Genomic DNA, 13,682 nt, shown 5'->3' on the forward strand with positions numbered 1-13,682 from the left:
GGTAGGGTTGGTGCCATGACAGCGGTGGCGGAACTTGCGGGTGTGACGGTCAAGCGCGGCGACGCGGTCCTGCTGGACCAGGTGGACCTGACCGTGATGGAGCAGGACCGTTGGGTGGTCATCGGACCCAACGGCGCCGGCAAGACCACCATGCTGCAGATCCTGGCCGCGCAGATGTACCCCACCGAGGGCGTCGTCGGGCTGCTGGGCGACGTCGTCGGCACCGTCGACGTTTTCGAACTGCGGCCCCGCATCGGCCTGACCTCCACGGCACTGGCCGAGCGGCTCCCCCGCGGGGAGCGCGTCCTCGACGTGGTGCTCTCGGCCGCCTACGCGGTGCTCGGCCGCTGGAACGAGGAGTACGAGGCCGAGGACCACGCCCAGGCCATGGGCCTGCTGGAGCAGTTGCGGATCGACCACCTCGCGGACCGCACCTTCGGTACCCTCAGCGAGGGCGAGCGCAAGCGCACCCAGATCGCCCGCGCCCTCATGACCGACCCCGAGCTGCTCCTGCTCGACGAGCCCGCCGGCGGCCTGGACCTGGCCGGCCGCGAGGCCCTGGTGGACACCCTCTCGGACCTCTTCCTCGACGCCTACGCGCCCGCCTCGATGCTGGTCACCCACCACGTCGAGGAGATCCCGCTGGGCATCACCCACTGCCTGCTGCTGGCCGACGGCCGCGTCGTCGCCGCCGGGGAGATCGGGAACACGCTCACCGACGAGAACCTCAGCGCCACCTTCGGGATGGGCCTGCACGTGACCAACGCCGACGGCAGATGGGCCGCCAGATCGGTCGCGCGTCATGGATGACTTCTTCGCGTGGCTGCGCGACTTCGCCTGGGCGGGGTGGGGGATCCTCGCCGTCGGACTGGCCGCGCTGGAAATGCTCACCATGGACCTCACCCTGCTGATGCTGGCCTCCGGGGCGCTTGCCGGTGGGCTGACCGCGCTGGTGGCGCCCGGGCTGTGGTGGTTGCAGGTGCTGGTGGCGGTCGTCGTCGCCGTGCTCACGCTGCTGTTGCTGCGGCCCACGCTGCTGGACAAGGTCCGCAACGCGCCCGGCTACCGCTCGTCGCTGGAGTCGCTGGTGGGCTCCACCGGCCGGGCAACCGCCCAGATCGACGCCAACGGCGGTGAGGTCAAGGTCTCCGGTCAGGTCTGGGACGCCCGCTCCTTCGATCCGGGCGTGACCATCCTCGAGGGCCACGAGATCGAGGTCTACGGACTCGACGGCGTGACCCTCATCGTCTATCCCGTCCGGCCACAGGGCCAGCTCGGGAACCACTGAAACCCGGGAGGAACGATGGAGTTCGTCGCAATCGGCATCGCTGTGGTGGTGGTGCTGTTCCTGCTCATGATGCTCAAGATCGTGCGGCAGCAGCAGGTGGGGCTGGTGGAGCGGCTGGGCAAGTACCGGCGCCGCCTGGACCCCGGGCCGCACCTGGTCATCCCCGTCTTCGACCGCATCGCCTACACGATGGACATGCGCGAGGAGGTGGTCCCGTTCCCGCCGCAGGGAGTCATCACCGAGGACAACCTGATGGTCTCCATCGACTCGGTGATCTACTTCCAGATCGTCGATCCCGTGCGGGCAGCCTACGAGGCGCAGAACTACCACGACGCCATCGAGCAGCTCACCATGACGACGCTGCGCAACATCATCGGCGGCATGGACCTGGAGGCGGCCCTCACCTCGCGCGAGGAGATCAACCAGAAGCTGCGGATGGTCCTCGACGAGGCCACCGGCAAGTGGGGGATCAAGGTGAACCGCGTGGAGTTGCGGGCCATCGACCCGCCGCCCACCATCCGCGACGCCATGGAGAAGGGTGCCCGCGCCGAGCGCGACAAGCGCGCCGCGATCCTGCTGGCCGAGGGCCAGCGGCAGTCCCAGATCCTGCAGGCCGGCGGTGACCGGGAATCGGCCATCCTGCGGGCCCAGGGTGAGCGGGAGGCGCAGGTGCTGCGCGCCCAGGCGGACCGTCAGGCGCAGATGCTGCGGGCCGAGGGTGAGGCGCAGGCCATCACCACCGTGTTCGGGGCCATCCACGCCGGCCAGCCGGACCAGGGGCTGCTGGCCTACCAGTACATGCAGATGCTGCCGCGGTTGGCCTCGGGGGACTCCAACAAGATGTGGATCATCCCGAGCGAGCTGAACGACGCCCTGAAGGGGCTGGGCCAGGTCTCGGGCGCGGAGAACGTGCGCGACTACATCTCCAAGGTGGGTGAGAACTTCGAGGCCCCGGAGCGCATCGACGTCCAGGCCGAGATCGCGGCGCAGCGCGACCAGGACAAGGAACGCTCGAACGCCACCATGCAGCAGGCGATCGCCGAGGCGCAGGCCATGGAGCAGAACCCGACGGGGCGCCGCTCGCGCGGCAACGGGCCCGCGGAGCTGGACCGGCCGCAGCCACAGGAGCAGCCGTCATCGTTCAGCGGGACCGAGGAGCCTGCCCCCGAGCCAGACGACCAGCCATGACGGTGCAGGCCATCAGCTGCAACTGGTGGAACACCATCAGGGGCAGGACGATCAGCCCCACCGCCTGACCGACGAACAGGACGCTGGCCATCGGCACCCCGGTGGCCAGCGACTTCTTCGTGCCGCAGAACATGATGGCGATCCGGTCCGCCCTGTCGAAGCGGAGCCAGCCACCCACGTGCCACGTGAGCCACAGCATCACGGCGAGCAGCACCACGGAGATTCCCGCCATCACCAACAGGTCGGAGACGGGCAGGTCGCGCCAGGTGCCCTGCGCGAAGAAGTCGGAGAAGGCGCTGTAGACCACCAGGCAGATCACGCCCTGGTCCCAGTACTTGATGCGCTTGGCGTGCTGTTCCATGAAACCGGCGGTCCAGCGGCGCGAGAGTTGGCCCAGCACGAACGGCAGCAGCAACTGCACCAGCACCCCCAGGAACTGGTCCAGCCCCACGCCGCCCGTGCCGGTCGTGGGCAGGAGCAGGATCACCAGCAGGGGAGTGAGGAACACGCCCAGCAGGTTCGACGCCGTCGCGGAGACCATCGCGCCCGGCACGTTCCCCCCGGCCAGCGAGGTGAACGTGATGGAAGACTGCACCGTGGAGGGCACCAGACACAGGAACGCCAGCCCGAGCTTCGTGGCCCCGCCGACCAGACCGTCGGGCAGTGCCAGGAGCCCGAACGCCGCGAGGGGGAACAGGACGAAGGTGAACGCCAGGATCAGCAGGTGCAGCTTCCAGTGCTTCAGTCCGGCCACCGCCTCGTGGACCGAGAGCTTGGCCCCGTAGCCGAAGAACAGCACGAAGATCGCAACCTTCGTGGCCCAGTCCACGACTACCGCCGCATCCCCGGTGGCCGGCAGCACGATGGCCAGCAGCGCGGACGCGAGGATCAGCAGCAGGAACGGGTCGATCCGCGACCGGGAGGAAGCCATGGGAGCAAACGTACCGCTCGGGCGGGGATCCGCGTCCCGGGTGCCACGGCACTAACCTTCTCCCATGGACAACTTCCCCGACGGCTGCGGCGCCGATGCTCGTTGAGGTCACCGACGCCACCGATCCACGGCTGGGCGACTACGTATCCCTGCGCGACTCCCGGCTGCGCCGCAACCTCGAGCAGGCCGAGGGGCTGTTCATAGCCGAGGGCGAGAAGATCATCCGCCGCGCCGCCGAGGCGGGTGCGCGGCCCCGCTCGTTCCTGCTGCAGGAGCGCTGGCTCGCCGGTCTCGCCGACGTGCTGGCCGCCCACCCGGAAGTGCCCTGCTACGTCGTCAGTGCCGAACTCGCCGAGCGGGTCAGCGGCTTCCACGTCCACCGGGGAGCGCTGGCCTCCTACATCCGGCCGCCCGAGGCACCCTGGGAGCAGCTGCTGGCGGCCCGGCGCCTGGTGGCCTGCGAGGACATCGTGGACCACACCAACATCGGCTCCATCCTGCGGGTGGCGGCCGCGCTCGGCTGGGGCGGCGTCGTCGTGTCCCCGACGTCGGCGGACCCGCTCTACCGTCGCGCGGTCAAGTCCTCGATGGGGGCGTCCCTCCAACTGCCCTGGCGACGGATGTCCTCCGACGACGAACTCGGAATCCTGCGAGAGGCGGGCTTCACGCTGGTGGCGGCCACCCTCGCGGCCGACTCCGTCGCGTTGGCGGACTACCGCCCCGACGAGAAGGTGGCGCTCCTCCTCGGCAACGAGGGCCACGGGCTCAGCCGGCGCTGGCAGGAGGAGGCCGACGTCGCGGTCACCATCCCGATGGCCGAGGGCATCGACTCCCTGAACGTGGCCACTGCCGCCGCCGTCATGGCCTACGTGTTGCGTTGAGGCGCCCGGGCACACGACGCGGGGCCGGCCCCGAAGGACCGGCCCCGCGCTCGCAGGTGGATCGTCAGCTGAAGCGGACGATGTTGTTGAAGACCTCCTTGGCCACCACCTTGTAGCTGTTGCCGTCGCGTTCGATGACCTTGGCGGTCACGTAGCTGCGGCAGCCGTTGCCCCCGACTGCGGGGGTGTCGCACTCGGTGCGCCACTGGCGGCCGTCGTCAGCGGTCCACCGGCCGGTGTGACCCAGGGGATTGTCGGCCCAGGCGCTGCGGGGTGAGCCGAGGTAGGTGAGGTTGTTGAAGTTCCAGCCGTTGTGCTGGTAGAACTCACCGTTCCAGGTCCCGATGGTGGTGCCCCAGATGTAGGTGAAGCAGCGGGTGGTGACCGAGTACGGTTCGCACACCGTCATCCACTGGCGGCCGTTCACTGTGTGGAAGCCGGGGGTCTCGTAGAGATCACCGGGCTCCGGTTCCGTCGGCTCCTCGGTGGGCTCTTCCGTGGGCTCCTCGGTCGGTTCCTCCGTTGGCTCCACCACCTCGCCGAGCTGCAGGCCGATGATCACGGGGTCGTGGTCCGAGGAACGGTACGGGTCGGCCGCCCAGAGCGCGTCCTCGTTGTCGGCCTTGAACACCATCGAGTAGTCGAACAGGTCCGACTCGTCGGAGTTGATGTGCCACGAGGAGGTGCCCACCACGTCGGCGGCCGCGCCCTCGTTCGCCAGACCGTAGTCGAGGTAACCCAGCTGGCCGTCGAAGACGTAGGAGTACGCCTCGTCGCCGTTGAACTGCTTCTCCAGGTCCGTGTAGCCGGCCTCGATGAAGACGTCGATCGGGTCCTCGTAGTCGTAGGAGTTCAGGTCACCCATCACGATGGTGCGGGTGGAGCCCTGGCCGGTGGGATCGGTGGCGATCCACTCGACGATGTCCTCGGCCGCCGCCACCCTGGTCAGGTTGCAGTTGCCGGCCCCGTCACCGGTGTCCGGGTCATCGGGCAGGCAGTCCGAGCCCTTGGACTTGAGGTGGTTGACGTTGAGGCTGACCAACTCGCCGGAGGCGGTGTGGCGGAACGTCTGCAGCAGGCTGGGCCGGTTCTTGCCATCGTTGAAGTCCAGCGCCTCGAAGTCACCGACGGGCTCGGCGGTGGCCGGCTTGTAGATGATGGCCTGGAAGATCTCGTCGGTTCCCACCACGCCGGTGTCGATGAAGTCGTAGGTCCCGGCACCCACCTCGGCGTTCAGGCCGGCCACCAGGTGGGCGACGGCGGTGGGGGCGTTGTTCTCGATCTCCATCAGCCCGACGACGTCGGCGTCAATCTCCGCCAGTGCGGCGACGATCTTGGCCTGCTGGCGCTCGAGCTCCAGGTCGGTGGTGGCGCCGCGGCTGTTCAGGGTCGTGAAGTAGTTCAGGACGTTGAACGAGGTGATCTTGAAGTCACCGCCGACATCGGGAACCGCGGGCCGCTCGTTGATGGCCGTGTAGTCGGCACCCTGGGTGGGCTGCACCTTGTAGGCGTTGTTGCGGTAGCTCATGATGCCGGTGAGGTTGGCCACCTTGTCACCGCCACGGAAGTAGTTGTCCCGCGCGAAGGGCTCACCGTTGGGGTGGATCGCGGGGGACACGTTCTGCGAGTTGAAGCCGTCGTCGGCGATCACGCGGTTGGCCGCGTTCTGCGCGGCGATGGTCTGGGCCGCGGGGCCCGGCTCCGCCACTCCGGTGGGGGTCCACTGCCGGTCCAGGCCGTAGACGATCTCGCCGAAGCGGTCGAAGTTGAAGAACTCCAGGATGGTCAGGTCCTGCGGGAACGTGACGTACATGCCCTCGTAGCGCTCGAAGTCGCCCACCGGGACCGTCAGCTCGGTGGCGGCGACGCCGTCGCCGTCCGCCTGGAGGACTGTCACGGACGTGGGGTTGAGCTGGGTCTGGCCGAACGCCTCGGTGATGGAGCCGACGATGCGGACCTGCTCGCCGACCGTGCGGGCCTCGCCGCCCGGCTCGTAGACGAACAGGCCGTCGCTGGTGGCCTCGTCCCCGTCGCCCTCGTCCTGGACGTAGTAGCCGTTGAACTGGCCCTCGCCCTGGAACGTGCCGGTGACCCACGCGTCGATGGTGACCGTCTCGCCCACGTAGGGGCTGGTGTCGGTGGTGCCCTGAACGTCGCCGATCAGCAGTTCACCGGGCTCGGGCGTCTCGGTGGGCTCTTCAGTCGGTTCGCCGGGTTCCACCAGCGGGTCGCACCCGAACGTGCCGAGGACACTGGTGTTGTTGGAGGCAGATGCGTCGAACAGCGCGGTTGCGTATGCGTCGGTGACGTCAGTGTCCACCTCACAAGCATTCTTCACCAAGGAGCTGTTCTCCATGTTCGGCCAATCCTGCTGGACGCCGACTTGCCCCAAGGAGTCCAACACGGTGGCCCCACGGCGCAGGACGATCGCGTCGTCCCCGTTGAAGTTGGCCACGTTGCTGTCTGTGGCGTCGGGCGTGGGCTCCAGTGCCCATTGCCCGTGCGCCAGGAGGTAGTGCCCGCCGGATGCAAGGGTGCCGCTCAGAGTGATGGTGCCGGTGGCGGTCGAGTTGCCGTTGCTGTAGAGCTCCAGCGTGTAGGCGGACAGGTCGATGTCAGCCGTGGTGGGGTTATAGACCTCGATCGCCTTGTTGAAGCTCGAGCCCTCGATATAGGCACTGATCATCAGGTCTGCCGGGGGCGCGGCCTGAGCGGGTGACGTGGTCAGGACCGCGAGGCCGGCCAGCGTCGTTGCGGCCGCCGCGGAGAGCGCGGCGATGCGACTGCGAAGTTTCATGGAACACCTTCTCCTAGGGATCTGGCGCGACCCTACGGAGCCGCGGTGAATTCTGGGTCCAGAGGAGGTGAACGCTACCTTTCGGCAGCGTGTTCGTCAGGTGAACGCGGAGAACTTCACTCCGCGTCGGCCGTGGGTGTGGCGACGGCCTTGGGGGAGACCGGCCAGTCGTCGGGGTAGCGGTAGGCCAGCTCCTCCACCTGCTGGTCCAGCTTGCGGCGGGCGCGGGCAGAGAGTCGGTCCCCGAAGACGGTGCCGTTCAGGTGGTCGGTCTCGTGCTGGTAGCAGCGTGCCAGCAGGCCGGTGCCGGTCAGGTCGACGTCGTTGCCCTCTGCGTCCTGTCCGGTGCAGCGTGCCGTGTCCGGGCGCGCGACGCTCTGGTAACCGCCGGGCCAGGACAGGCAGCCCTCGTCGCTGGCATCCAGGTTGCGGTCCTTGCCGGTGGGCAGTTCCACCACGGGGTTGCACACCACGCCGCGCTCGATCACGTCGTCGGCGTTGGGGCACTCGTAGACGAACACCGACAGTCCAACGCCCACCTGGGTGGCGGCCAGTCCGACGCCCTCGGCGGCGCGCATGGTGGCGAACATGTCGCGCACCAGTTCGTGCAGTTCCTCGCCGAACTCGGTCACGGGCTTCGTCTGCTCGTGCATCACTGGGGTGCCCCAGCGGGTGATCGGACGAATCTTGCCGCCTGTGGTCAGGTCCAGGGCCATGTGGTTCTCCTCGGGAGGGGTGTGTCTGCAGTCAACCAGTATGCCGCCTCCGGCACACTGGGGCCCATGGCGAAGGATGGCGCTGACTGGCGGGCGGTGATCGACGAGTACCGCAAGCACCTGGAGACCGACCGTGGGCTGTCGGCCCACACGGTCCGCGCCTACGTCTCCGACCTGACCGCGCTGGCCGACTTCGTGGACGGGCCCATGCGCGATGTCACCCTCCAGGTGCTGCGGGCGTCGCTGGCGGACCTGGCCGAGGCCGGGGCCGCCCCCTCCACCATCCAGCGGCGCGTGGCCTGCGTGCGGGGGTTCTTCGCCTGGGCCGTGAAGGTGGAGGGACTCCTCGCCGAGGATCCGGCCTCCCGACTGCGGGCGCCCAAGCGGCAACGCAAGCTGCCGCGGGTGCCGTCGGCGGGTGCGGTGGGGGAGAGCCTCGCAGCCTCGGCGGCCCGCGTCGCGGAGGGGGAGGGCCCTTTGGCGGCCCGCGACCTCGCGCTGGTGGAACTGCTCTACTCCAGCGGGCTGCGCGTCTCTGAACTGTGCGGGCTGCGCCTGCGCGACGTGGACGCCGAGCGCGGCACCATCCGGGTGCTGGGCAAGGGCGGCAAGGAACGCAGCGTGCCCGTCGGCGCCCCCGCCCGACGGGCCCTGGCCGCCTGGCTGACGGCGAGACCCGAGGTGGCCGGCCCCGAGAGCCCGGACCTGGTCTTCCTCGGAGCCCGGGGCGGACGCCTCGACCCGCGGGTGGCGCGCCGGGTGGTCCATGACGTCACCCGGGCCGGGGGTGCCGAGGTGGGGCCGCACGGCCTGCGCCATGCCATGGCCACCCACCTGCTCGAGGGCGGTGCGGACCTGCGCTCCGTCCAGGAGATGCTCGGCCACGCGTCGGTGGCCACCACGCAGGTCTACACCCACGTCACCTCGCAGCGGCTCCGCGAAGCCTTCCGGCAGGCCCACCCGCGCGCCTGAACCCTTGACCCGGGGAGCGCTTTCACGATAGGTTGCGAGAAAGCGCTTTCACGAGTCTGCGGCAACGATGCCGAACCAACCGGAGGTCGACGATGAACCCACGTACCCGCCCGATGAGGAAGCTCCTCACCCTGGCGCTGTCCCTTGCCACCGCCCTCGCCCTGGCGCTCAGCGGGCCGGGCGCGAACCACCCTGCGTCGGCGGACGAGTCGCCCGACGTCCTCAACCCCAGTGCCATGCCCCTGGGGGTCATCACCTCCGACGTGCAGGTGGGGCGCTACACCATCCGCGCCACCGAAGCCGCCGCAGTGGAGGTGGACGCGCAGGAGCGGACCGGCGGCGAATACGTCTTCACCCAACGGCTCAAGCTGAACGGCGGCGGCACGGCGGAGCGGCGCTCCGTCGCGTTCACCACCTTCGGCCCCGCCGTCCTCAACGCCTACGCGCTCAGTGCCAGCGCGAGCGCCGACAGGCAGCTGGCGCTCTACGCCGAGGACGGCGCGCTCGTGGAGGCACTGCCCGCCTACGGTGCGCCCACCGACATCCCGCTGGCAAGGTTCACCGTCCCCGAGGCCGGCGCCTACTACGTCGCGTCCCCCTCGTCGGGGGTCAACATCTTCCACCTCGAACTGGTCGACGGCGAGGCGCCCGAGCGGCCCGCTTGGGACACCGTCGCCGCTCCGGTCCTCACCGACGCCCGGCAGGAAGGGCGCGACATCGTCGTCCAGTTCGACGGAGTCGTCGGTTTCGACGGTGCGGACCTCGCCACCGCAACCCTCTACCGCGACGACGACGTCGTTGCCACCGGGATCTCGGGGGCGCAGGCGAGTTCCGGAGAGATCCGCCTCACGCCGAGCGCCTCCGGCAACTACACCGTCGAGGTGGCCCTGCAGCGCACCGACGAGGACGAGGCGCTGCTCTCGGACCGGCTCGAGGTGCCGGGTTTCATCCTTCCCCTCGGCACCTCGGAAGTAGTCTCGGTCCTCACCAGCGCGGTTGAAGCAGCGGTGGCGACCATCACGGTCGAGTGGGCCGCGGTCCCGGAGGCCGACGGGTACGTGGTCGAGTTCCGTGAAAGCGGATCCACGGAGTGGGCCGCCCTCACGGAGACCACTGCCACGAGTGCCGAGATCCCGGGTCTGGCACCCGGAACCACCGTGGAGCTCCGCGTGGTCACCAGCCGTGGGGCCGAGTCGACGATCTCGGAGATCCACTCGGCAGATGTGAGTGACGTGGTGGAGCGCTGGCTGGAGGCGCACGCGGGAGTCTCCAGCAACGGCACCCTCGTGCACGCCGAGGACGGCTCCATGACCTTCGACATGCGCGGCAACAACGGCAAGATCGCCGACTCCGAGGACGGGTTCTACTACTACTACACCGAGATCGATCCGGCTACGGAGAACTGGACCCTGTCCGCCACCTTCACCGTCGACGACGCCTCCGGCAAGGACAACCAGTCCGGCTTCGGGATCATCGCCGTGGACACCTTCGAGCCCGGCAACCGGGACGCCCGCTACTTCAACAACGTGGGCACCATGTCCGCCAAGTACGTCCGGGACCTGGGTGACTCCCTGGACACCCGCTACGGCACCCCCGGCAGCAAGGTGGTCACCGGCTACACCGAGGGTCCCCGCGTGGCCACCCCCGCGAGGGACATGACCGGCTCGCAGCCGTTCGACTGGGCCTACCGCGACGGCATGACCGAGGGCGTCAACGTCAACCCGCCACGGTTCGTCGACGGCGACGTGTACGAGTACACACTGCGCAAGTCCAACACCGGCTTCCACTCCATCTGGAGCGTGGACGGCGAGGAGCACGAGGTCATCACCTACGAACCCGACCTGCTGCTGCAGCAGACCGCCGACTCCTACTACGTGGGCGTGTTCACGGCACGCAACATCGTGGTCACCGTCAGCGACCTCACCTTCACCACCATCCACCCCGACGACGACGAGGCCCCGTTGGAGCGCCCCGTCACGTACGTGGATCCGTGGCTCACCGCCGACGTGACCCGCACCACGCCCCACGACGCCCTCGGCATCCCGTTGCTGTCCAACATCCACGGGACCGCCACGGTGACCGACGCCGAAGGCGAAACCCTCGGAGGGCCCGTCGAGGTGGTGCCCGGCAACCTCGCCACTGTCGAGGTGCCCCTGGCTGACGGCACCAACGACTACACCGCCACCATCGTCCCGGCCCCGCGCGCGGAGCAGGGCGGCCTCGGGGAGTACGAGGACCTCTCCTCCTACGAACCGCTCAGCATCCCGGTGACCATCACCCGCCATTCCTACGGCGAACCGGGCCAGGCCATCCACGTCTCTCCCGATGGCAGCCCGGAAGGCGACGGCACCCCGGCCGAGCCGCTGGACCTGCACACCGCCGTCGCCTACGCGCAGCCCGGACAGCAGGTCGTGCTGGCGGCAGGCACCTACCGGCCCGCGAAGCGCATCAGCATTGAGCGGGGCAACGACGGCACTGCCGAGCAGTCGATCGTACTGATGTCCGAACCGGGGGAGCGGGCCGTGCTGGACCTGTCGGAGTCGCCCACCGGCGGCATCCACCTGCGCGGCGACCACTGGCACCTGTACAACCTGGAGATCACCGGCTCCCGCGGCTACCAGAAGCCGCTGCTGATCAGCGGCAACCACAACGTCGTGGAGCGCATCGAGTCGCACCACAACGCGGACACCGGGATCCAGATCTCGGGCAGCGCCTCCGAGCCCCCGTCGATGTGGCCCTCCCACAACCTGGTGGTCTCCAGCGTCTCCCACAACAACGCAGACCCGCTCGCCAACGACGCGGACGGCTTCGCGGCCAAGATCACCTCGGGGGAGGGGAACGTGTTCCGCTACTCCATCGCCCACAACAACATCGACGACGGCTGGGACCTGTACGCGAAGTCAACCGAGGGCCCCATCGGTGACGTGGTGGTGGAGCACTCGGTGGCATACCGCAACGGCTGGCTCGAGGAAGCCCCCGACGTCCTGGGGGAGGGCAACGGCTTCAAGCTCGGCGGTGAGAACATGCCCGGTGCGCACCTGCTCTCGAACTCCGTGAGCTTCGACAACGCAGGTGCCGGTGTCACCTCGAACTCCGGCCCCGACGTGCGTGTCCTCGACGTCACCTCCTACGGCAACGCCGGACCCAACCTGCGGCTCTACACGTCGGCGGACCAGACCGCCTACGAGGTCCGCGGCCTGCTCTCCGCCGAGGGTGGTGCCGCCGACAGCCTGGGGCTGCGGGGGCAGGACGACGACATCTCGACCGATCCCACCAACGTGCTGGACGGCGTCACGCTCGCAGGTGACCCGGTCACCGACGAGTGGTTCGAGAGCGTGGACCTGGGCGTCGCCCCGCGGATCGCCGACGACGGCAGCATCGACATGCAGGGCCTGCTCGAACTCGTCGACCCCGAAGCAGGGGCTTGGGGAGCGCGCCTCGCCGCGCACCCGGACCCGACGGTGCTGGAACTCCTGCCGCCCGTGGAGCCTGTGGCTGTGCCCAGTCCCGAGCCCACGGAGGAGCCGAGTGAGGAACCCACCGAGGAGCCGACGGAACCGGAGCCCGGTGATCTCTACGAGACCCCCGGCTTCCACACCGTGAACGGCCGCCAGTGGATGACGGTGTGCGAACCGTACTCGGTCACCACCCGCTGCTTCACCTACATCTGGGGCACCACCATCGGGACCTGGAACGGTGAGTTCTACCAGCACAATGGCTGGAACTTCAACAACCTCACCTACCTCGGCTCACCCCGCAGCGCCTGGGCAGACAACCCCTTGGGGTACACCGGCCTGTGGACCGCTGACGACGGCCGCCAGTGGCGCACCGAGTGCGACACCCCCGCAGTCGGGGGCAACGGCTGCCGCAGCTACGTGACCGCCAAGGTCATCGAACGCGACGGCAACAGCTACAAGGTGGTGACCAAGGAGGTCTTCAACAACATCGTGCGCTTCAGCTGAACCGGTCGACGAGTGTGAGCGGGTCCACCAGGCTGCCGCCGCGCCAGGTCATCCAGTGCAGGTGGCAGCCGGTGGACAGGCCCGTGCTCCCGACCGCCCCCACCACGGCGCCGGCGCCCAGTTGCTGGCCCTGCCGCACGTCCATCCGTGACAGATGGGCGTAGGCGCTGCGGCCACCGGCGTGCTGGACCACCACCCGGTTCCCGTACGCGGGATGTCGCTGGACGGTGGTCACCCGGCCCGACCAGGGCAGGCGTACCGGCGTGCCGCAGGCAGCGGCCAGGTCCAGTCCGTCGTGGAGCTTGCGCACGCCCGTCACGGGATGGGTTCGCATGCCGAAACGCGAGGAGATCCTCCCGGCCACAGGCAGGTCCGTCGAAGCCATGCCCGCCCTGGCGGCCCCGAACTCCGGCGATGCCACCACGAGCGTGCCCTCGGGCAGCAGTCGCACCGGGCGGACGGCCAAGTACGCCAACGGGTCGAAGTACTCGGAGCCGTCGGTCAGGCCCCAGTGCAGGCAGACGGTGGCGCAATGACCCGCAACCACCCGCCCGATGACATCTCCGGCGGCCACCACGTCGCCCTCGGACACCGAGGCGCGCACGGGGGTGTAGGTGGTGCGCAGGCCGTTGCCGTGGTCCACGGAGACCGAAGGCCGGCCCGCCACGGTGCCGGCGAAGTGGACCACGCCGGTGGCCGCCGCGCGGGCAGGCTCCGCCCTCGCGGCAGCCAGGTCCACGCCCCGGTGACCGGGGGACCAGGGGTGCGGGCCGGCGCTGAACCCCCTCATCGCCGAGCCGGGCACGGGTGGCTCCAGGACAAGGCCCTCGTCGGCCCGCGAGGGGTGGACGCCGACGAGCAGCAGGGCAAGGACGCAGAACAGGGTCAGGACAGTTGTGGAATTGCGCATACCCACACTCTGGGAGTTCGCGAGGGTGATCCGTCTT

General features: G+C 69.2%; 10 protein-coding genes. 6 read left to right on the top strand and 4 right to left on the bottom strand.

The window, feature by feature from the left end:
* The first annotated feature begins 15 nt into the window (after window positions 1-15).
* From ACYU7G_RS16435 to ACYU7G_RS16445, 3 genes are read left to right on the top strand one after another with little or no spacing between them, the layout of a single operon-like run.
* Window positions 16-810: an ABC transporter ATP-binding protein gene (locus ACYU7G_RS16435; protein WP_461109824.1), complete on the top strand. Its 795-nt coding sequence runs from the start codon at window positions 16-18 to the stop codon at window positions 808-810.
* Window positions 803-1,288 carry an NfeD family protein gene (locus ACYU7G_RS16440; RefSeq protein WP_461109826.1) on the top strand — a complete coding sequence of 162 codons (486 nt, stop codon included), beginning with the start codon at window positions 803-805 and terminating at the stop codon, window positions 1,286-1,288. The genes ACYU7G_RS16435 and ACYU7G_RS16440 overlap by 8 nt, the downstream gene beginning before the upstream one ends.
* A 15-nt stretch (window positions 1,289-1,303) precedes the next feature.
* A complete protein-coding gene (locus ACYU7G_RS16445; protein WP_461109828.1) occupies window positions 1,304-2,476 on the top strand; it encodes an SPFH domain-containing protein in 1,173 nt (390 codons plus the stop codon).
* On the opposite strand, the gene ACYU7G_RS16450 is transcribed toward ACYU7G_RS16445, so the two are convergent.
* Entirely contained in the window at window positions 2,430-3,407 is a 978-nt protein-coding gene (locus ACYU7G_RS16450) for a bile acid:sodium symporter family protein (protein ID WP_461109830.1), read from the bottom strand. The genes ACYU7G_RS16445 and ACYU7G_RS16450 overlap by 47 nt on opposite strands.
* Window positions 3,408-3,502: 95 nt before the next feature.
* Here ACYU7G_RS16450 and ACYU7G_RS16455 point away from each other — a divergent pair, with 95 nt between their 5' ends.
* A complete protein-coding gene (locus tag ACYU7G_RS16455) occupies window positions 3,503-4,288 on the top strand; it encodes a TrmH family RNA methyltransferase (protein WP_461109832.1) in 786 nt (261 codons plus the stop codon).
* Window positions 4,289-4,352: 64 nt separating this feature from the next.
* On the opposite strand, the gene ACYU7G_RS16460 is transcribed toward ACYU7G_RS16455, so the two are convergent.
* Window positions 4,353-7,085 (bottom strand): ExeM/NucH family extracellular endonuclease, encoded by a 2,733-nt coding sequence (locus ACYU7G_RS16460; RefSeq protein ID WP_461109834.1) that lies wholly within the window; start codon window positions 7,083-7,085, stop codon window positions 4,353-4,355.
* A gap of 116 nt (window positions 7,086-7,201) precedes the next feature.
* Window positions 7,202-7,801, bottom strand: coding sequence for a peptide deformylase (gene def, locus ACYU7G_RS16465; protein WP_461109836.1), 600 nt, complete (start codon window positions 7,799-7,801; stop codon window positions 7,202-7,204).
* A 66-nt stretch (window positions 7,802-7,867) separates the two neighbouring features.
* On the opposite strand from def, the gene ACYU7G_RS16470 reads away from it, so the two are divergent.
* Window positions 7,868-8,773: a tyrosine recombinase XerC gene (locus tag ACYU7G_RS16470; protein ID WP_461109838.1), complete on the top strand. Its 906-nt coding sequence runs from the start codon at window positions 7,868-7,870 to the stop codon at window positions 8,771-8,773.
* Window positions 8,774-8,865: 92 nt separating this feature from the next.
* Window positions 8,866-12,735 carry a right-handed parallel beta-helix repeat-containing protein gene (locus ACYU7G_RS16475; RefSeq protein ID WP_461109840.1) on the top strand — a complete coding sequence of 1,290 codons (3,870 nt, stop codon included), beginning with the start codon at window positions 8,866-8,868 and terminating at the stop codon, window positions 12,733-12,735.
* Here the strand turns inward: ACYU7G_RS16475 and ACYU7G_RS16480 are convergent.
* Window positions 12,728-13,645 carry a M23 family metallopeptidase gene (locus ACYU7G_RS16480; protein ID WP_461109842.1) on the bottom strand — a complete coding sequence of 306 codons (918 nt, stop codon included), beginning with the start codon at window positions 13,643-13,645 and terminating at the stop codon, window positions 12,728-12,730. The two genes, ACYU7G_RS16475 and ACYU7G_RS16480, sit on opposite strands and share 8 nt — an antisense overlap.
* Window positions 13,646-13,682: the final 37 nt, after the last annotated feature.

The organism is Tessaracoccus terricola (assembly GCF_054776555.1).